Raw genomic sequence first — 17,039 nt, forward strand, 5'->3', positions numbered from 1 at the left:
ATGGCAACCATCAAGGATGTCGCGGCCCTGGCGGGGATCTCGTACACCACGGTTTCCCACGTGTTGAACAAGACCCGGCCGGTGAGCGAGCCGGTCAGGCTCAAGGTCGAAGCCGCCATTGCACAGCTCGATTATGTCCCCAGTGCAGTGGCGCGTTCGCTGAAGGCCAAGACCACCTCGACCATCGGTCTGTTGATTCCCAACGGCATGAACCCGTATTTCGCCGAATTGGCGCGGGGCATCGAGGATTACTGCGAGCGCAACGGTTTTTGCGTGATCCTTTGCAACTCCGATGATAATCCGGAGAAACAGCGTGGCTATCTGCGCGTGCTACTGGAAAAGCGTGTCGACGGTCTGATTGTTTCTTCGGTGGGTGGCGATGCCGGTATTGCAGGTGGCCTTGCCGAGGTTCGTACGCCGTTGGTGATCGTTGACCGGGAACTGGACGGTATCGATGCCGACATGATCCGTATCGACCATGAGCAGGGCGCTTATCTGGCGACTCGGCACTTGCTGGACCTCGGGCATCGCGCCATTGCCTGCATCGGCGGGCCATTACACAGCACAGTGGCCGAGATGCGTCTGGCGGGGTACCGGCGCGCCCTGCAGCAGGCGTCCGTTCAGGCCCGTGCCGAATGGGCGGCGCACAGTGAGTTCACCAGCTCTGCCGGTCATGAGGCAGCGTATCAGCTTCTGGCAGCGCATCCGCCAACGGCGATTTTTGCCGGCAACGACGTCATTGCCATCGGCGTATTGCGCGCCGCCGCCGAGCGCTTGATTCGCGTACCTCAGGACCTGTCGGTGATCGGTTTCGATGATATCCAGATGAGTCGCTATGTTTATCCGGCGCTGACCACCGTGGGGCAGTCGATCATGCAACTGGGCGAAACCGCCGCAGAAATGCTGCTGAGCAGAATCGCCACACCCCATGGGCTTCCTGCTGAAAAAAGACTCGTGACGCCTAGCGTCGTGGTGCGCGAGTCCACGGCAGCGCCCACTACTTTGTCCAACGAATGACGCGCACGCGCAGCAACGGATTAATGAGCCATGCAAGCAAAAATAGTGATAGTGGGCAGTCTGAACATGGATCTGGTCATCCGCGCCCAGCGTCTGCCGCGTCCCGGCGAGACCTTGAGCGGGGAAACATTTGATACCGTGCCGGGCGGCAAGGGGGCGAATCAGGCGGTTGCTGCGGCACGTCTGGGTGCCAGCGTAGCGATGATCGGTTGTGTCGGGGCTGATGCCTACGGTGAGCAACTGCGTGCGGCGCTGCTGGCCGAGCATATCGATTGCCAGGCGGTGACCGTCGTTGAGGGTGTGTCCACCGGGATCGCCTCGATCGTGGTCGACGCCAACAGCCAGAACGCTATTGTCATCGTGGCCGGTGGCAATGGTCGGCTCAGTCCGGCATTGATCGAGCGCTTCGATGCGCTGCTGGCGGATTCGCAAATCGTCATCTGCCAGCTCGAAGTGCCGACCGAGACCGTTTTCCATACCCTGGCCCGCGCACGTGCGCTGGGCAAGACCGTCATTCTCAATCCTGCGCCGGCCAGCGAGCCGCTGCCGGCAAGCTGGTATGCCCTGATCGACTACCTGATCCCCAACGAAAGCGAAGCGCAGACCCTGACCGGTGTCAGCGTTGACTCACCGGCGGCCGCTGAAAACGCGGCTTCGGCAATGCTGGCGGCCGGCGCGCGCAACGTGATCATTACCCTTGGCGAACGCGGAACCCTGTTCGCCAATGCGTCTGGCGTTGAGCATATTCCCGCACGTCGTGTGCAGGCCGTGGACACCACCGCTGCAGGTGATACCTTTGTCGGCGGTTTTGCGGCGGCATTGTCCGCAGGCCATGGCGAATTGCAGGCAATTCGTTTCGGTCAGGCTGCGGCGGCCATCTCCGTCACCCGAGCGGGTGCCCAGCCGTCCATCCCGACGTTCGAGGAAGTACAGGAATTCAATTCGCTATGAAAAAGACCCCGCTACTCAATATTGCCCTGTCCCGCGTGATTGCATCGCTGGGTCACGGTGACATCCTGATGATCGTCGACGCCGGCATGCCAGTGCCGGCGGGCGTCGAATTGATCGACCTCGCGCTGACCCGCGGTGTGCCGGATTTCATCAGTGTGCTGGATGTCGTGCTGAGTGAAATGCAGGTTGAAAGCCACGTATTGGCCAACGAGATGGCCGAGATCAAGCCGCCTGCGTTGCAGGTGATCGAAAGCCTGAATCTGGACGACCAATTGGGGCAACAACGCTGGATAAGCCATGAAGACCTCAAGGTCTTGAGTCGCAAGGCCAAGGCAATCATCCGTACCGGAGAATGTCAGCCGTACAGTAATGTGGCGCTGGTGTCCGGAGTCGTCTTCTAGGCTATGTGCAAAAAGTGGCTGCGCTCGGTGATGCTGCGTTAAAAACAGGCTCGGAATGCTCATTTACAACACGTAGACTCCGCTTCCTCGCCTGTTTTTGCCTTGCCTGACCTTCGCTCGCCGACTTTTCGCAAAAAGCCTAGTTATTCAAGAAAGGGAGTTTCATATGACATTGATACAGTTTTCCAGACAGTTCATTCGTGGAGCGTTGCTCTTGTCCATCCTCGGTACTGCCGCTGTCCAGGCGGCTGAAAAGCGCGATCTGATCATCGATACCGATCCGGGTGCGGACGATGTCGTCGCGCTATTGTTGGCGCTGGCGTCACCTGAAGAGCTGAACGTGATGGCTATCACCACGGTGGCTGGTAATGTGCGCCTCGACAAGACCTCGCGTAACGCCAGGCTGGCGCGGGAATGGGCCGGGCGCGAAGAGGTGCCTGTGTATGCCGGTGCGCCCAAGCCGTTGGTGCGTACACCAATCTATGCCGAGAACGTTCACGGTCAGGAAGGCCTGCCGGGTGTACCCGTGCATGAGCCCGCCAAGGGGCTGGCCGAAGGCAATGCCGTCGATTACCTGATTCGCACCCTGAGCAAGGCCAAGCCGCACAGCATCACCATCGCCATGCTCGGCCCGCAGACCAACCTGGCGCTGGCGCTGGTGCAGGCTCCGGAAATCACCCAGGGCATCAAGGAAGTGGTGGTCATGGGTGGCGCGCATTTCAACGGCGGTAATATCACTCCGGTTGCCGAATTCAACCTGTTCGCCGACCCGCACGCCGCGCAGATCGTTCTGGCCAGTGGTGTGAAGCTGACGTACGTGCCGCTGGACGTGACCCACAAGATTCTCACCAGTGAACAGCGCCTCAAGCAGATCGCCGCACTGGGCAATAATGCGGGCAAGCTGGTGGACGGCATTCTCAATGAATACGTCAAGCTGGACATGGAGCATTACGGTTTGCCCGGCGGACCGGTACACGATGCCAGCGTGATTGCCTGGCTGCTCAAGCCCGAGTTGTTTTCCGGACGGCAGATCAACGTCGCAGTGGACACCCGTGAGGGTATCGGTTTCGGTCAGACAGTGGCCGACTGGTACGGCACACTCAAGCAGCCGCAGAACGTATTCTGGGTCGAGAACGGCGACGCTCAGGGGTTCTTCGATCTGCTGACCGAGCGTCTGGCGCGCCTCAAATAATCACGCATTCTGAAGCCGCGTATCAGGCGGGCAATCCTGCCGTGGCGTAGCGGCTCAGCACCTGGCTGATGAAGGCACGGGCACCCTCGGTGCCCAGTTCCTTGATCAACAGGTCAACTGCGATGATCATCAGTTCTTCCGGATTCCCGGGGCTGTGCGAGCAGTGGCCCTGAGGCCATCTGGCCTTGATGTCTGCGTCTAGGGTTATGGCTGTCATGTCTGTCTGATCTCCAGTGAAGGGTCACGCACACGCTGCTCGCTTCCCGGCGCTTGTGTCTCTGGCAGTAAACCATCCCGTGCGCATTTTGACACTCCTACTTACATATGATCCTGATAGCCCGCTTCAATGCGCATCGGCGATAAACGTTTTGTGACGATTTCTTCGCGCGCCCTGTGTCATGCCAAGGCAGACTCCCGGTCCAGGCAGATCAACAGGTTACACAAGGCATGTCGGCCGGACCGTGCAACCAACGCGCCTTAGTGCGGTCGGACAGGTCTGGAAATGTTCATTGGCAGAGGAGGGTGTATGCCCCGGAAATTCGCAACATTGGGTTTTGTGGTCGTGGCTTCATTGGTGGCAGGCTGCAGCAGTACGGCTTCGGATAGCAGTGCCAGTGCTGAGGCGCCCGTCAAGGCCGACGCGCCCGCCAGCAACGCGATACCTGGCCGTTGTGATGCAGGGCTTGCCCAGTTCGCTGTCGGCAAGCAGGCTTCCATAGACCTCCTTTCTCAAGTCCGCACCCGTTCCGGTTCGCAGGATGCGCGCATTCTCGGTCCTGACGACATGGTCACGCTGGAATACCGGTCCGAGCGGGTAAACGTCAACACCGATGCGTCGGGGAAGGTGACCCGTATCAATTGCGGTTGAGCCGATACTTTCTTCCGCGCATAAAAAAACCCCGTCAGTGACGGGGTTTTTTTGTGTCAGGTGAATCAGGCCACCTGAACTTCTTCTGCTTGCATGCCTTTCTGGCCTTTAGCAGCAACAAAAGTAACGGTCTGGCCTTCTTTCAGGCTTTTGAAACCGTCGCTCTGGATTGCTTTGAAGTGTACGAACAGGTCGTCACCGCCACCTTGTGGAGTGATAAAGCCGAAGCCTTTTTCATCGTTGAACCATTTTACGGTGCCGGTTTGGCGATTAGACATGGTGTATCTCCAGAAACATAATTTTCAGTAACGTGCTGCTCAGGCCAACTGGGCACACCGGGCTATCATAGTCGAAATGGGCAAAAAAACAGCTATTAAGGTGGGCGCTTTGCGTAAAGGTCCCGTATATGCAGTTCTCCATACTCCGCAAAGCGCCCTCCGGCGTGTCAGACGCGGTACTGAACGGGCTGTGGCAATAGCGCTTAACGCCATGATTTCAATGGCTTTCAGAAGGGGCTGGGCCAACTGCTATCAGCGCCCGGTGTGCGCGTTTTACCCCGGCTGAAAAAAATGATTATTTTGTCGCCGTGCAGTTCTCTGCGACCAGTTTTTGCAGTTTTGCCGTCAATGCAGCCGGTGGCGCTGTCTTGGTGTCCTTGAGTGAGGCTATTTCCTTGTCGGTGAAATGACTGTCCACCTGTTTTGCACCGCATTCGCAGTGAGTCGTTGCGGTCTTGTCATCCAGCCCCTGTTTCTTGGCCGCAGCCACGCATTCCTGAGTGAAGGTAGCGCGTGTCGTTCCGTCCATTGCGGCGTGAGCACCCAGAGGGATAAGGGCGGCGCTGCAGAGGAGGAGGCTGGTCAGGCGTGAAAACTTCATGGTGTTCTCCTTGATTGCTGGAAAAAACGTTCGGGGTCTCGATGGTTTCTGACGCCCATGAAGCCTGCCAGTTCAGGTGGTGTGCCAATTCCATTTCATTTGCGTGGATGTGCATCCCGGCCGGTCTGGCTGTGTTAGGATGCGCGTCCTGTTATTTTCAAGCGCCCCATGGCCAATGGCTTTCGGTGCCGCGCAGGCAGGTTTTTCGTACATTCCAGTCATCTGGTCCGGTTCAAGGTTGGCCCCAAGGCTCCTGCCACTGTGAGGCAGGCATACCACCGGATCACGTACTGGCTCATCCCAACCCACGTGACCTTTGGTAGGGGTCACCACTAGGAGAGGAGGCGCCATGCCAACTATTACTCTTCCCGACGGCAGTCAACGTTCATTCGATCATGCGGTTTCCGTAGCCGATGTTGCGCTTTCAATCGGTGCCGGTCTGGCCAAGGCCACCGTCGCCGGCAAGGTCGACGGCAAGCTCGTCGACGCCTGCGACCTGATCGAAAACGATGCCAGCCTGCAGATCATCACCCCCAAGGATCAGGAAGGACTGGAAATCATCCGTCACTCCTGCGCGCACCTGGTAGGGCACGCGGTCAAGCAGTTGTATCCGACTGCAAAAATGGTCATCGGCCCGGTGATCGACGACGGCTTCTATTACGATATCGCCTACGAGCGCCCGTTCACGCCTGACGATATGGCGGCGATCGAGCAGCGCATGCAGCAGTTGATCGAAAAAGATTACGACGTCATCAAGAAAGTCACCCCGCGCGCTGAAGTGATCGAGGTGTTCACCGCCCGTCACGAAGATTACAAGCTGCGTCTGGTCGAAGACATGCCGAACGAGCAGGCCATGGGCCTGTATTACCACGAAGAATACGTCGACATGTGCCGCGGTCCGCACGTGCCGAACACGCGTTTCCTGAAGTCATTCAAGCTGACCAAGCTGTCTGGCGCCTACTGGCGTGGCGATGCCAAAAACGAGCAGCTGCAGCGTGTCTACGGCACTGCCTGGGCTGACAAGAAGCAGCTGGCGGCCTACATTCTGCGCATCGAAGAAGCCGAAAAACGCGACCATCGCAAGATCGGCAAGCGTCTTGGCCTGTTCCATACCCAGGAAGAAGCGCCGGGCATGGTCTTCTGGCACCCACAGGGCTGGACCCTGTATCAGGTGCTCGAGCAGTACATGCGCAAAGTGCAGCGTGAAAACGGCTACCTCGAGATCAAGACCCCGCAAGTGGTCGATCGCTCGCTCTGGGAAAAATCCGGGCATTGGGCCAACTACGCCGACAACATGTTCACCACCGAGTCCGAAAGCCGCGACTACGCGATCAAGCCGATGAACTGCCCTTGCCACGTGCAGGTGTTCAATCAGGGCCTGAAGAGCTACCGCGAGCTGCCGATGCGTCTGGCCGAGTTCGGTGCCTGTCACCGTAACGAGCCGTCGGGTGCCCTGCACGGCATCATGCGCGTGCGTGGCTTCACTCAGGACGATGCACACATCTTCTGTACCGAAGACCAGATGCAGGCTGAGTCCGCCGCGTTCATCAAGCTCACGCTGGATGTCTATGCCGATTTCGGCTTCAAGGATATCGAACTCAAATTGTCCACTCGCCCTGAAAAGCGTGTAGGCTCCGACGAGCTTTGGGACCGTGCCGAATCGGCGCTGGCTTCCGCACTCGACAGCGCAGGTCTGCCTTATGACCTGCAGCCTGGCGAGGGCGCGTTCTACGGTCCTAAAATCGAGTTCTCCCTCAAGGATTGTCTCGGTCGGGTATGGCAGTGCGGCACCTTGCAGCTGGACTTCAATCTGCCGATCCGCTTGAGTGCCGAGTACGTGTCGGAAGACAACAGCCGTAAGAATCCGGTCATGCTGCACCGCGCAATTCTCGGGTCTTTCGAGCGTTTCATCGGAATTCTGATCGAGCATTACGAAGGCGCGTTTCCGGCCTGGCTGGCACCCACCCAGGCAGTGATCATGAATATCACTGACAAACAGGCCGATTTTGCCCTCGAAGTGGAAAAAACTCTGGCTGAAAGCGGGTTTCGTGCCAAGTCTGACTTGAGAAATGAAAAGATCGGCTTTAAAATCCGTGAGCATACTTTGCTCAAGGTTCCTTATCTCCTCGTGATTGGAGATCGGGAGGTTGAAATGCAAACTGTCGCTGTGCGTACACGTGAAGGCGCTGACCTTGGCTCGATGCCGGTCGCCCAATTCGCTGAATTCCTCGCACAAGCGGTTTCCCGGCGTGGTCGCCAAGATACGGAGTAATTATTATTAAGCGTGAAATGAGACAAGATAAACGAGCTGCACCCAAGGCCCCGATCAATGAAAATATCTCGGCCCGCGAGGTTCGTTTAATTGGCGCTGACGGCGAGCAGATTGGCATCGTCTCGATTGATGAAGCGCTTCGTATTGCCGAAGAGGCGAAGCTGGATCTGGTAGAGATTTCTGCCGACGCAGTCCCTCCGGTCTGCCGTGTGATGGATTACGGCAAATCGATCTTCGAGAAGAAGAAGCAGGTTGCTGCAGCGAAGAAGAACCAGAAGCAGATCCAGGTTAAAGAAATCAAGTTTCGTCCAGGGACGGAGGAAGGGGATTACCAGGTAAAACTACGCAACCTGGTACGTTTCCTGAGTGACGGGGACAGGGCCAAGGTATCGTTGAGATTCCGCGGTCGTGAGATGGCCCACCAGGAGCTGGGTATGGAATTGTTGAAGCGGGTTGAAGGTGACCTGCTCGAATACGGTTCCGTCGAACAGCATCCTAAGATGGAAGGACGCCAGCTGATCATGGTCATCGCCCCGAAAAAGAAGAAATAACCACCAGGGCACGGCAGGCCTTGCGGTTATATTTATCAACTGAATGCGGAGTATCCGAACATGCCAAAGATGAAGACTAAAAGTGGTGCAGCTAAGCGGTTTTTGAAAACCGCCAACGGCATCAAGCACAAGCACGCTTTCAAGAGCCACATCCTGACCAAAATGTCGACAAAGCGTAAGCGTCAATTGCGCGGTAGCAGCTTGCTGCATCCGTCTGACGTGGCAAAAGTCGAGCGCATGCTGCGCCTTCGTTAATTTTGATCAAGATATAGAGGAAGTAACTCATGGCTCGTGTAAAGCGTGGCGTCATTGCCCGTAAGCGTCACAAAAAAATTCTGAAACTTGCAAAAGGCTACTACGGCGCGCGTTCACGCGTATTCCGTGTTGCCAAGCAAGCGGTAATCAAGGCAGGCCAATACGCCTACCGTGACCGTCGTCAGAAAAAACGTCAGTTCCGCGCTCTGTGGATCGCTCGTATCAACGCTGGTGCTCGTGTTAACGGTCTGTCCTACAGCCGTTTCATTGCCGGCCTGAAAAAAGCGTCCATCGAGATCGACCGTAAGGTTCTGGCTGATCTGGCAGTGAACGAAAAAGCGGCGTTTGCTGCGATTGTCGAGAAAGCTAAAGCCACCTTGGCCTAAGTCCCCGACAATCACTTGCCCCGGTTCTCCGGGGTCGGTGTTAAACGTCATAAATAGGGGAAGAGCCTTCAGCTCTTCCCCTATTTTGTATCTGGAGTCTGTACATGGAAAACCTGGACGCGCTGGTCTCTCAAGCTCTTGAGGCTGTGCAAAGCGCCGAAGATATCAATGCCCTGGAGCAAATCCGGGTTCACTACCTCGGCAAAAAAGGCGAGTTGACTCAGGTGATGAAGACCCTGGGGAACCTGCCAGCTGAAGAGCGTCCGCAAGTCGGTGCGCTGATCAACGTTGCCAAGGAACGTGTCACAGAGGTTCTCAATGCGCGCAAGGCATCGTTTGAGCAGGCAGAACTGACTGCCAGGCTCGCAGCCGAATGCATCGATGTGACCCTGCCGGGCCGCGGCCAGACCTCCGGTGGTCTGCACCCGATTACCCGTACTCTGGAACGTATCGAACAATTCTTCACGCACATTGGCTACGGCATCGCCGAAGGCCCTGAAGTCGAAGACGATTACCACAACTTCGAGGCACTCAACATCCCAGGCCATCACCCGGCCCGGTCGATGCATGACACCTTCTATTTCAATGCGAACATGCTGCTGCGCACCCATACCTCACCGGTACAGGTCCGCACCATGGAATCGCAACAGCCGCCGATCCGCATTGTCTGCCCAGGCCGTGTGTACCGCAGCGACTCCGATATTACCCACTCGCCGATGTTCCACCAGATCGAAGGTCTGCTGGTCGATCGCGACATCAATTTTGCCGATCTGAAAGGCACCATCGAAGAATTCCTGCGGGTGTTCTTCGAGAAAGAGCTGGCCGTGCGCTTCCGTCCTTCGTATTTCCCGTTCACCGAGCCCTCGGCGGAAGTGGATATGGAATGCGTCATGTGCAGTGGCAAGGGCTGCCGCGTCTGCAAGCAGACCGGCTGGCTTGAAGTCATGGGTTGCGGCATGGTCCACCCGAACGTGCTGCGTATGTCGGGCATCGACCCTGAAGAGTTTCAGGGCTTCGCGTTCGGCATGGGCGTAGAGCGTCTGGCCATGCTGCGTTACGGCGTCAATGATTTGCGCCTGTTCTTCGACAACGATTTGCGGTTCCTCGCGCAATTTCGCTAAGTCGTACGAACCTTTCAGGAGAGCAGGATGAAATTCAGTGAACAATGGCTGCGCGGCTGGGTAAGCCCGCAGGTTTCCCGCGACGAGCTGGTTGCTCGTCTGTCGATGGCCGGTCTTGAGGTTGACAGCGTGACGCTGGCCGCCGGCGTTTTCAGCGGCGTGGTGGTGGGTGAGGTGCTGAGCACCGAGCAACATCCCGATGCCGACAAGTTGCGTGTGTGTCAGGTCAGCAATGGCAGCGAAACCTTTCAGGTTGTCTGTGGTGCGCCAAACGTGCGTCCGGGCCTGAAAATTCCATTTGCCATGATTGGCGCCGAGCTTCCGGGCGATTTCAAGATCAAGAAAGCCAAGCTGCGTGGCGTTGAGTCCAACGGTATGTTGTGTTCGGCTGCCGAGTTGCAGGCCGGCGAGGGCAATGATGGCCTGATGGAGCTGGCAGCCGATGCGCCAGTCGGTCAGGACATTCGTGTCTATCTGAGCCTGGACGATGCCAGCATCGAGGTCGACCTGACCCCTAACCGTGGCGACTGCCTGTCGGTGGCCGGTCTGGCGCGTGAAGTCGGTGCGCTGTACGCCACTGACGTCATCCGTCCGCAGATCGCTGCTGTCAGCGCTGTGAACGATGAAGTGCGCCCGGTCGAAGTATTGGCTCCGGCTGCATGCCCGCGTTACCTGGGCCGCGTCATCCGCAACGTCGATCTGTCGCGTCCGACTCCGCTGTGGATGGTCGAGCGTCTGCGTCGTTCTGACGTGCGCAGCATCGATGCGGCTGTCGACATCACCAACTACGTGATGCTGGAGCTGGGTCAGCCTCTGCACGCGTTCGATCTGGCCGAAATCAACGGCGGGATTCGCGTGCGCATGGCCGAAGAGGGCGAGAAGCTCGTTCTGCTCGACGGCCAGGAAGTCAGCCTGCGTGCCGACACGCTGGTCATTGCCGATCACCAGCGCGCGCTGGCAATCGCCGGCGTCATGGGCGGCGAGCACAGCGGTGTGACTGCCGGCACTCGCGATATTTTCCTGGAAAGTGCGTTCTTCGACACCATTTCTGTGGCGGGCAAGGCGCGTTCCTATGGCTTGCATACCGACGCTTCGCACCGCTACGAGCGTGGTGTGGACTGGCAGCTGGCCCGTGAGGCCATGGAGCGGGCGACTGGCCTGCTGCTGGAAATCACCGGTGGTGAGGCAGGTCCGATAACAGAAGTGGTCAGCAAACAGCATTTGCCATCGATTGCTCCGGTTACGTTGCGCGCCAGCCGAGTCGAGCAGATGCTCGGTCTGGTGATCGAAAACGCCGAAATCGAGCGTCTGCTGACAGGTCTCGGCCTGGCTGTGACTGCCGAAGCCGACGGAAAATGGCGTGTCGAAGTGCCAAGTCATCGTTTCGACATCAGCCTTGAAGTCGACCTGATCGAAGAGCTGGCGCGTCTGTACGGCTACAATCGCCTGCCGGTCCGCTATCCGCAAGCCCGCCTGGCTCCCCAGGCCAAGGCCGAAGCCAAGGGCGATCTGCCTGAGCTGCGCCGCCTGCTGGTTGCCCGCGGTTATCAGGAAGCGATCACCTACAGCTTCATCGACCCGAAATGGTTCGAGCTGTTCACGCCGGGCGCCAAGCCCTTGCTGCTGGCCAACCCGATCTCTAATGACATGGCAGCCATGCGTGCCTCGCTGTGGCCTGGTCTGGTCAAGGCGCTGCAGCACAACCTCAACCGTCAGCAGGATCGTGTGCGGATGTTCGAAAGCGGCCTGCGCTTCGTCGGTCAGCTCGACGGCTTGAAGCAAGAGCCGATGCTGGCCGGCGTTGTCTGCGGCAGCCGCCTGCCTGAAGGCTGGGCGCAAGGTCGCGATGCAGTCGATTTCTTCGACGTCAAGGCTGACGTTGAAGCCGTGCTGGGCTTTGCCGGTGCGTTGGGCGAGTTCACCTTTACGCCGGGGCAGCATCCTGCCTTGCACCCAGGTCAGACGGCTCGCATCGAGCGTGATGGCCGTGAAGTCGGTTTCCTGGGCGCCATTCACCCGGAATTGTCGAAAACCCTGGGGCTTGATCGTCCCGTGTTTGTTTTCGAGCTGGTTCTGGCGGAAGTGTCCACCGGCCGTCTGCCGAAATTCCACGAGCTGTCGCGCTTCCCTGAAGTGCGCCGCGACCTGGCACTGCTGGCTGATCGGGATGTTTCGGCCAGTGCGGTTCTGGACGTTATTCGTGAAAATGCAGGCGAGTGGCTCACAGACCTCAGGTTATTTGATGTTTACCAGGGTAAAGGCATTGATCCGCATAGAAAAAGCCTTGCAGTCGGCTTGACCTGGCAGCATCCATCACGCACTCTTAATGACGATGAGGTAAACGCAACGACACTTGCTATCCTCACCTCGCTTGAGGAGAGGTTAAACGCCACGTTAAGGAAGTAGCGTATGGGGGCTCTGACGAAAGCTGAGATGGCCGAACGTCTGTACGAAGAGCTGGGCCTGAATAAACGGGAAGCCAAGGAACTGGTCGAACTGTTTTTTGAAGAAATCAGGCACGCTCTGGAAGATAACGAGCAGGTGAAGTTGTCAGGTTTCGGCAACTTCGACCTTCGAGACAAGCGCCAGCGGCCTGGGAGAAATCCCAAGACCGGTGAAGAGATTCCGATTACGGCGCGCCGTGTGGTCACCTTTCGTCCAGGGCAGAAGCTGAAGGCCCGAGTTGAGGCATATGCTGGAACCAAGTCATAACGACGAGCTGCCGCCGATCCCCGGCAAACGCTACTTCACCATCGGTGAGGTCAGCGAGCTCTGCGCGGTAAAACCGCACGTTCTGCGTTATTGGGAGCAGGAGTTTCCTCAACTCAACCCCGTCAAGCGGCGCGGAAACCGTCGGTATTATCAGCGCCAGGACGTGCTGATGATCCGCCAGATCCGCGGCCTGCTCTACGATCAGGGCTTCACCATCGGTGGCGCCCGACTTCGTCTCACCAGCGGTGAACCGAAGGATGATACTCAGCAGTACAAGCAGATGATTCGGGAGATGATTGCCGAGCTGGAAGACGTACTCGTCATGCTCAAGGCGTAATTGAGCAGTCAGGATACTTCCAAAATTCAAATGCTTAGGGTATATTCCTCAACGTTTTCGCACGTTGCAAAACAGATACACGCCTAGTCGGGGCGTAGCGCAGTCCGGTAGCGCACTAGCATGGGGTGCTAGGGGTCGAGTGTTCGAATCACTCCGTCCCGACCATATTTTTCAATGACTTAGCTCGGTTCGGAAGCGGCCGGGCTTTGTCATTTATGCGATTTACCGTTTTTGGTTGCCAATTAGTTGCCAATTGAGATTGACTGCACAATAGTTCAGGACTGGCGGGCATAGCATCTAGGGTGGCGCATCATGGATAAGAGGCACCTGTCTGAGCGGGATATTTGCACCAAGTTCATAACCCCAGCCATCCAGCAGGCAGGTTGGCAGCAGCATCAGTTTCGTGAAGAGGTTAATCTCACTGACGGCCGAGTTATGGTGCGTGGAAAGCTTGCTGTGCGCATCAAGAATCCCGAAGCTAAAGGTGGTCCGAAGCGCGCCGACTTCGTGCTATATGCCCGTCCAGATGTGCCGATCGCTGTACTTGAGGCCAAACAGGCTAAGTTTTCCGTTGGGCATGGCATGCAGCAGGCATTGTCGTATTCAGAAATGCTGGACGCTCCTTTTGCTATTAGCAGTAATGGCGATTCAGGGCAGTAAAATCGGAGATTCTCAGTGGCGAGCGATGAGGTCTATGCGGAACTGACAAGATTACTAAACGCAGCCTCCATCAGATATCAAGGATCCGAGCACTAGTCCCGTTTCAAAACTATCTCATGGATCAATAGGTGAGGCTGTCAGGCCCTAGTCAATCATATTTTTCTGCTAATCTGACGCCCCCACTTTTCTTGAATTGGCATGACTTGTTCCCGCCGCTGAGGCTCAGTTTGAGAGGCCTATTGGAGCTTCGCGATTCGGTTCGGCTACTATCGAGCAGATCAATTTATGTATGGATGCACTGATGCTCAATGATTCCGATACCTTGGGAAGTGCTTTCAAGCGTGCCTTTTACCGGGTCGACGGTATAACCATGTATGCGTGTTGGGCGATATGGGTGGGGGTGCTGATTTGGGACCTGCTTGGTTCGGAAGGCTCGGGGATCCACACGGTTGTCCTGATTCTGATAGGCCTTTTAAATCCTTTCCTGTTTCTGCTGCTTGGCCTTTGGCGTTTACCCGGTCTGCTGACGGCATTGATTATCATCGGCATCAATATCAAGTTTTTATTCGCTTGGCTTTGAACCTTAAGACCTATGTAAAACGCGGTATTGGGGGCTGAAACCTTCTCGCGCTGCTTGCTTGCACATAAAAGGCCTGTCGCTTTTTATAAGAGGCACAGCCCCGTGCCAGCGTCCTCATCCAGCCACTCGGAATAGCCAATAGCTGTTACCTAAAAGCCGTGGCGACGTTCCCCTGCACCAACGCTTTGCGCGTGTGCCTGCGACGCGAGCTCCGACTAAGGTGCACACCACCTCCAAAAAAACAATTTGACATATGTTATTTGTGATCACATATTTGCTCCATAAGAAAGCCAATATGAGTCACTCCCATGACAGACCTTCCGATCCTCCTGCCCGCCATGCGGCAGGTCTCTCGCGATACCCTCCAGGACCAAGTCTACCGGCAGATCCGTGAAGCACTGATGAGCGGGCGCTTTCAGCCGGGTCAAAAGCTGACGATCCGTGGTCTTGCCGAGGCGCTGGGTTCCAGTCCGATGCCGGTGCGCGAGGCGTTGAATCGCCTCAGTGCCGAGAACGCCTTCGAAGTCACCGAAACCGCTCGTCTTCGCGTACCCATGATGACCCCGGAGCGGCTGCGTGAAATTCGTGATGCCAGGGTCGCGCTGGAGGGGCTGTTGGCCGAGAAAGCCGCGGTTCTGATCAACGACGCCGATCTTGCCGACATCAGCCAGCTCTGCGGGCAGATGCAGACGGCTGCTGACAGCGTTGATGTCGCGCTCTATCTGTGGACCAACTTTGCCTTTCACCGGCGCATTTATGCGGTCGCCAAGGCTGAGTTGATCGTTGCAGCAGTGGAGAATTTCTGGCTGCACATCGGTCCGTGTTTCGCGCTGGTTGCGCCTGACAAGGCGCATCTTCAGCGTTCGATGGAAGCACACAACCGTATCGTCGAGGCGTTGGCGGCGCGTGATGGGGCGGCCGCTCGTGCAGCGGTCACCGACGACATCATGCAGGCTGCCGACTCTCTGACACGCCTGATCGCAAAGAGCGACCGCTCCAGGTCGCGGGTCTCGGGAGTGAAAAAAGCATGAGTGTTCTCAATCGGCTGGTTCCCTACACAGGGCTGCGCGTCCTGATTTCCGGTGGTGCCGCCGGGATCGGTGAGGTGTTGGCGGCGGCTTATATGGAAGCCGGGGCAAAGGTACATGTGTGTGATGTCAGCGAGGCGGCCATTGCGGTATTCCTTGATCGCCATCCAGGCAGCGTTGCCACGCGCGCAGACGTTGCTGATCCGGTGCAGATCGAAGCGGTGTTCAGGGTGCAGCGTGAACAGTTCGGCGGTCTTGATGTGCTGATCAATAACGCCGGAATCGCTGGCCCTACGGCAGGTATTGATGCTATCAGCGAAGAAGAGTGGCAGCGCACCATTGATATCAATCTCACTGGGCAGTACCGCTTCGCTCATCACGCGGTGCCGTTGCTCAAGGACTCACCCAACGCTCACCTGATCCATATCGCCTCGGTCGCTGGTCGCCTGGGCTATGCCTGGCGCACCCCGTATGCCGCGACCAAGTGGGCGATTGTCGGGCTGATGAAGTCGCTGGCGTCCGAATTGGGTGAAAGTGATATCCGCGTCAATGCCTTGCTGCCGGGTATCGTCGAAGGTCCGCGCATGGACGGGGTGATTCGGGCCCGTGCACAGCAGATGAACGTGCCGGAGGAGGAGATGCGCGAGGAGTACCTGAAAAAGATTTCGCTCAAGCGCATGGTCACCGCCGAGGATGTTGCTGCGATGGCGCTCTTTCTGTGTTCGCCCGCCGCCCGCAACGTCACGGGTCAGGCCATCAGTGTGGATGGCAACGTCGAGTACCTCTGAGGATTCGGCCCGATAGCAACGATGACCGGACATCTTCCGAGTCATGTTCCACATCAGACTTCTCGCCAACAACAAGAATGGAGAATGCTCATGCCCAAGAAACGTCCGGTCATCATCACCTGCGCAGTGACGGGTGCGATCCACACGCCGTCGATGTCGCCTCATTTGCCGATCACGCCGCAGGAAATAGCCGATGCAGCCATCGGTGCCGCCGAGGCCGGGGCCTCGATCGTTCATTTGCACGCCCGCGACCCACGTGACGGAAGGCCCAGTCAGGATGTCGATCTGTTTCGGCAGTTCCTGCCGCAGATCAAGGCCAAGAGCGACGTGGTGATCAATATCACCACGGGCGGCGCGCCGACCATGGGCGTGGAGGAGCGCCTGCAACCGGTGGCGCAGCTCAAGCCGGAACTGGCCTCGTTGAACATGGGGTCAATGAACTTCGGGCTGTACGAAATGCTCGATCGCTACAGCGAATTCAAGCACGACTGGGAGCGTCCTTATCTGGCCGACAGCGACGACCGGATTTTCCGCAACACCTTCCGCGATATCGCGCACATCCTCAATACCTGCGCCGAAAACCGCACACGCTTTGAAATTGAATGCTACGACATCGGTCATCTGTATACCGCAGCGCACTTCCTGCAGCGCGGGTTGCTCACGGCACCGATTTTCATACAGTCGGTATTCGGTTTGCGTGGCGGTATCGGCGGGCATCCTGAAGATTTGGCGCATATGCGCCGTACGGCTGATCGCCTGTTTGGCGATGCCTATCAGTGGTCGATCCTGGGGGCCGGTCGCAATCAGATTCCGCTGGGCACCATGGGCCTGTCGATGGGCAGCCATGTGCGGGTCGGTCTGGAGGATTCGTTGTGGGATGGACCGGGCAAACTGGCGGCGTCCAATGCCGATCAGGTCAAGCGTATCCGCACGGTGATCGAAGCGCTGGGCGGGCAGGTGGCAACGCCGGACCAAGCCCGTGAAATGCTAGATCTGAAGGGACAGGACAAGGTTAATTTCTAGTCGTCGCAAAATGTGTCA

General features: G+C 57.4%; 20 protein-coding genes, 1 tRNA gene and 1 pseudogene. 19 read left to right on the plus strand and 3 right to left on the minus strand.

Annotated features, from left to right (window positions below; all coding sequences use genetic code 11):
- The 4 genes from AO388_RS13855 (at position 1) to AO388_RS13870 (ending at position 3,561) form a co-directional block, all read left to right on the plus strand.
- Positions 1 to 1,017: a LacI family DNA-binding transcriptional regulator gene (locus tag AO388_RS13855; protein WP_003433002.1), complete on the plus strand. Its 1,017-nt coding sequence runs from the start codon at positions 1 to 3 to the stop codon at positions 1,015 to 1,017.
- Between the two features lie 30 nt (positions 1,018 to 1,047).
- On the plus strand, positions 1,048 to 1,968 hold the full coding sequence (rbsK, locus tag AO388_RS13860) for a ribokinase (RefSeq protein ID WP_058416612.1): 921 nt from the start codon (positions 1,048 to 1,050) through the stop codon (positions 1,966 to 1,968).
- Entirely contained in the window at positions 1,965 to 2,369 is a 405-nt protein-coding gene (gene rbsD / locus AO388_RS13865; protein WP_003350274.1) for a D-ribose pyranase, read from the plus strand. The genes rbsK and rbsD overlap by 4 nt, the downstream gene beginning before the upstream one ends.
- A gap of 166 nt (positions 2,370 to 2,535) precedes the next feature.
- A complete protein-coding gene (locus tag AO388_RS13870; protein ID WP_003319093.1) occupies positions 2,536 to 3,561 on the plus strand; it encodes a nucleoside hydrolase in 1,026 nt (341 codons plus the stop codon).
- A 22-nt stretch (positions 3,562 to 3,583) separates the two neighbouring features.
- On the opposite strand, the gene AO388_RS27465 is transcribed toward AO388_RS13870, so the two are convergent.
- On the minus strand, positions 3,584 to 3,778 hold the full coding sequence (locus AO388_RS27465) for a hypothetical protein (RefSeq protein WP_003367008.1): 195 nt from the start codon (positions 3,776 to 3,778) through the stop codon (positions 3,584 to 3,586).
- Between the two features lie 309 nt (positions 3,779 to 4,087).
- Between AO388_RS27465 and AO388_RS13875 the strand changes: the two genes are divergently transcribed.
- Positions 4,088 to 4,429: an I78 family peptidase inhibitor gene (locus AO388_RS13875; RefSeq protein WP_003367010.1), complete on the plus strand. Its 342-nt coding sequence runs from the start codon at positions 4,088 to 4,090 to the stop codon at positions 4,427 to 4,429.
- A gap of 65 nt (positions 4,430 to 4,494) precedes the next feature.
- Here the strand turns inward: AO388_RS13875 and AO388_RS13880 are convergent, their stop codons facing one another.
- A complete protein-coding gene (locus AO388_RS13880) occupies positions 4,495 to 4,707 on the minus strand; it encodes a cold-shock protein (RefSeq protein ID WP_003315566.1) in 213 nt (70 codons plus the stop codon).
- A gap of 295 nt (positions 4,708 to 5,002) precedes the next feature.
- Positions 5,003 to 5,308 (minus strand): hypothetical protein, encoded by a 306-nt coding sequence (locus AO388_RS13885; protein WP_003367013.1) that lies wholly within the window; start codon positions 5,306 to 5,308, stop codon positions 5,003 to 5,005.
- Between the two features lie 349 nt (positions 5,309 to 5,657).
- On the opposite strand from AO388_RS13885, the gene thrS reads away from it, so the two are divergent.
- The 14 genes and pseudogenes from thrS to AO388_RS13955 all read left to right on the plus strand — a co-directional run bounded on the left by thrS (position 5,658) and on the right by AO388_RS13955 (position 17,021).
- Positions 5,658 to 7,580, plus strand: coding sequence for a threonine--tRNA ligase (gene thrS / locus AO388_RS13890; protein ID WP_003315564.1), 1,923 nt, complete (start codon positions 5,658 to 5,660; stop codon positions 7,578 to 7,580).
- Entirely contained in the window at positions 7,580 to 8,131 is a 552-nt protein-coding gene (gene infC, locus AO388_RS13895) for a translation initiation factor IF-3 (protein ID WP_170846037.1), read from the plus strand. The genes thrS and infC overlap by 1 nt, the downstream gene beginning before the upstream one ends.
- A 60-nt stretch (positions 8,132 to 8,191) precedes the next feature.
- Positions 8,192 to 8,386 (plus strand): 50S ribosomal protein L35, encoded by a 195-nt coding sequence (gene rpmI / locus AO388_RS13900; RefSeq protein ID WP_002553160.1) that lies wholly within the window; start codon positions 8,192 to 8,194, stop codon positions 8,384 to 8,386.
- A gap of 29 nt (positions 8,387 to 8,415) precedes the next feature.
- Entirely contained in the window at positions 8,416 to 8,772 is a 357-nt protein-coding gene (gene rplT / locus AO388_RS13905) for a 50S ribosomal protein L20 (RefSeq protein ID WP_002553161.1), read from the plus strand.
- Between the two features lie 104 nt (positions 8,773 to 8,876).
- Positions 8,877 to 9,893 carry a phenylalanine--tRNA ligase subunit alpha gene (pheS, locus tag AO388_RS13910; RefSeq protein ID WP_003367019.1) on the plus strand — a complete coding sequence of 339 codons (1,017 nt, stop codon included), beginning with the start codon at positions 8,877 to 8,879 and terminating at the stop codon, positions 9,891 to 9,893.
- Between the two features lie 27 nt (positions 9,894 to 9,920).
- Positions 9,921 to 12,299 carry a phenylalanine--tRNA ligase subunit beta gene (gene pheT, locus AO388_RS13915; protein WP_058416613.1) on the plus strand — a complete coding sequence of 793 codons (2,379 nt, stop codon included), beginning with the start codon at positions 9,921 to 9,923 and terminating at the stop codon, positions 12,297 to 12,299.
- Between the two features lie 3 nt (positions 12,300 to 12,302).
- Positions 12,303 to 12,605: an integration host factor subunit alpha gene (gene ihfA / locus AO388_RS13920; protein WP_002553164.1), complete on the plus strand. Its 303-nt coding sequence runs from the start codon at positions 12,303 to 12,305 to the stop codon at positions 12,603 to 12,605.
- Positions 12,586 to 12,942 (plus strand): MerR family transcriptional regulator, encoded by a 357-nt coding sequence (locus tag AO388_RS13925; protein WP_003315559.1) that lies wholly within the window; start codon positions 12,586 to 12,588, stop codon positions 12,940 to 12,942. The genes ihfA and AO388_RS13925 overlap by 20 nt, the downstream gene beginning before the upstream one ends.
- An 88-nt stretch (positions 12,943 to 13,030) precedes the next feature.
- Positions 13,031 to 13,107, plus strand: a tRNA-Pro gene (locus AO388_RS13930).
- 147 nt (positions 13,108 to 13,254) lie between these two features.
- Positions 13,255 to 13,590, plus strand: a pseudogene (locus AO388_RS13935) (type I restriction enzyme HsdR N-terminal domain-containing protein); the annotation flags it as partial.
- A 313-nt stretch (positions 13,591 to 13,903) separates the two neighbouring features.
- Positions 13,904 to 14,182 (plus strand): hypothetical protein, encoded by a 279-nt coding sequence (locus tag AO388_RS13940; RefSeq protein WP_046265756.1) that lies wholly within the window; start codon positions 13,904 to 13,906, stop codon positions 14,180 to 14,182.
- Between the two features lie 308 nt (positions 14,183 to 14,490).
- A complete protein-coding gene (locus AO388_RS13945; protein WP_058416614.1) occupies positions 14,491 to 15,213 on the plus strand; it encodes a GntR family transcriptional regulator in 723 nt (240 codons plus the stop codon).
- On the plus strand, positions 15,210 to 15,998 hold the full coding sequence (locus tag AO388_RS13950; RefSeq protein ID WP_058416615.1) for an SDR family oxidoreductase: 789 nt from the start codon (positions 15,210 to 15,212) through the stop codon (positions 15,996 to 15,998). Before AO388_RS13945 ends, AO388_RS13950 begins: the two co-directional genes overlap by 4 nt.
- 90 nt (positions 15,999 to 16,088) lie before the next feature.
- The gene (locus tag AO388_RS13955; protein ID WP_058416616.1) at positions 16,089 to 17,021 is read left to right on the plus strand and encodes a 3-keto-5-aminohexanoate cleavage protein; all 933 of its coding nucleotides are present in this window, start codon (positions 16,089 to 16,091) and stop codon (positions 17,019 to 17,021) included.
- Positions 17,022 to 17,039 lie beyond the last annotated feature (18 nt).

Origin of the sequence: Pseudomonas sp. ICMP 10191 (genome assembly GCF_001467335.1) — a bacterium.
Lineage (GTDB): Bacteria > Pseudomonadota > Gammaproteobacteria > Pseudomonadales > Pseudomonadaceae > Aquipseudomonas > Aquipseudomonas cerasi.

Coding starts and splice junctions, on each gene's coding strand:
- AO388_RS13855 (WP_003433002.1), top strand. CDS start 1: ATGGCAACCATCAAGGATGTCGCGGCCCTGGCGGGGATCTCGTACACC.
- rbsK (WP_058416612.1), top strand. CDS start 1,048: ATGCAAGCAAAAATAGTGATAGTGGGCAGTCTGAACATGGATCTGGTC.
- rbsD (WP_003350274.1), top strand. CDS start 1,965: ATGAAAAAGACCCCGCTACTCAATATTGCCCTGTCCCGCGTGATTGCA.
- AO388_RS13870 (WP_003319093.1), top strand. CDS start 2,536: ATGACATTGATACAGTTTTCCAGACAGTTCATTCGTGGAGCGTTGCTC.
- AO388_RS27465 (WP_003367008.1), bottom strand. CDS start 3,778: ATGACAGCCATAACCCTAGACGCAGACATCAAGGCCAGATGGCCTCAG.
- AO388_RS13875 (WP_003367010.1), top strand. CDS start 4,088: ATGCCCCGGAAATTCGCAACATTGGGTTTTGTGGTCGTGGCTTCATTG.
- AO388_RS13880 (WP_003315566.1), bottom strand. CDS start 4,707: ATGTCTAATCGCCAAACCGGCACCGTAAAATGGTTCAACGATGAAAAA.
- AO388_RS13885 (WP_003367013.1), bottom strand. CDS start 5,308: ATGAAGTTTTCACGCCTGACCAGCCTCCTCCTCTGCAGCGCCGCCCTT.
- thrS (WP_003315564.1), top strand. CDS start 5,658: ATGCCAACTATTACTCTTCCCGACGGCAGTCAACGTTCATTCGATCAT.
- rpmI (WP_002553160.1), top strand. CDS start 8,192: ATGCCAAAGATGAAGACTAAAAGTGGTGCAGCTAAGCGGTTTTTGAAA.
- rplT (WP_002553161.1), top strand. CDS start 8,416: ATGGCTCGTGTAAAGCGTGGCGTCATTGCCCGTAAGCGTCACAAAAAA.
- pheS (WP_003367019.1), top strand. CDS start 8,877: ATGGAAAACCTGGACGCGCTGGTCTCTCAAGCTCTTGAGGCTGTGCAA.
- pheT (WP_058416613.1), top strand. CDS start 9,921: ATGAAATTCAGTGAACAATGGCTGCGCGGCTGGGTAAGCCCGCAGGTT.
- ihfA (WP_002553164.1), top strand. CDS start 12,303: ATGGGGGCTCTGACGAAAGCTGAGATGGCCGAACGTCTGTACGAAGAG.
- AO388_RS13925 (WP_003315559.1), top strand. CDS start 12,586: ATGCTGGAACCAAGTCATAACGACGAGCTGCCGCCGATCCCCGGCAAA.
- AO388_RS13940 (WP_046265756.1), top strand. CDS start 13,904: ATGCTCAATGATTCCGATACCTTGGGAAGTGCTTTCAAGCGTGCCTTT.
- AO388_RS13945 (WP_058416614.1), top strand. CDS start 14,491: ATGACAGACCTTCCGATCCTCCTGCCCGCCATGCGGCAGGTCTCTCGC.
- AO388_RS13950 (WP_058416615.1), top strand. CDS start 15,210: ATGAGTGTTCTCAATCGGCTGGTTCCCTACACAGGGCTGCGCGTCCTG.
- AO388_RS13955 (WP_058416616.1), top strand. CDS start 16,089: ATGCCCAAGAAACGTCCGGTCATCATCACCTGCGCAGTGACGGGTGCG.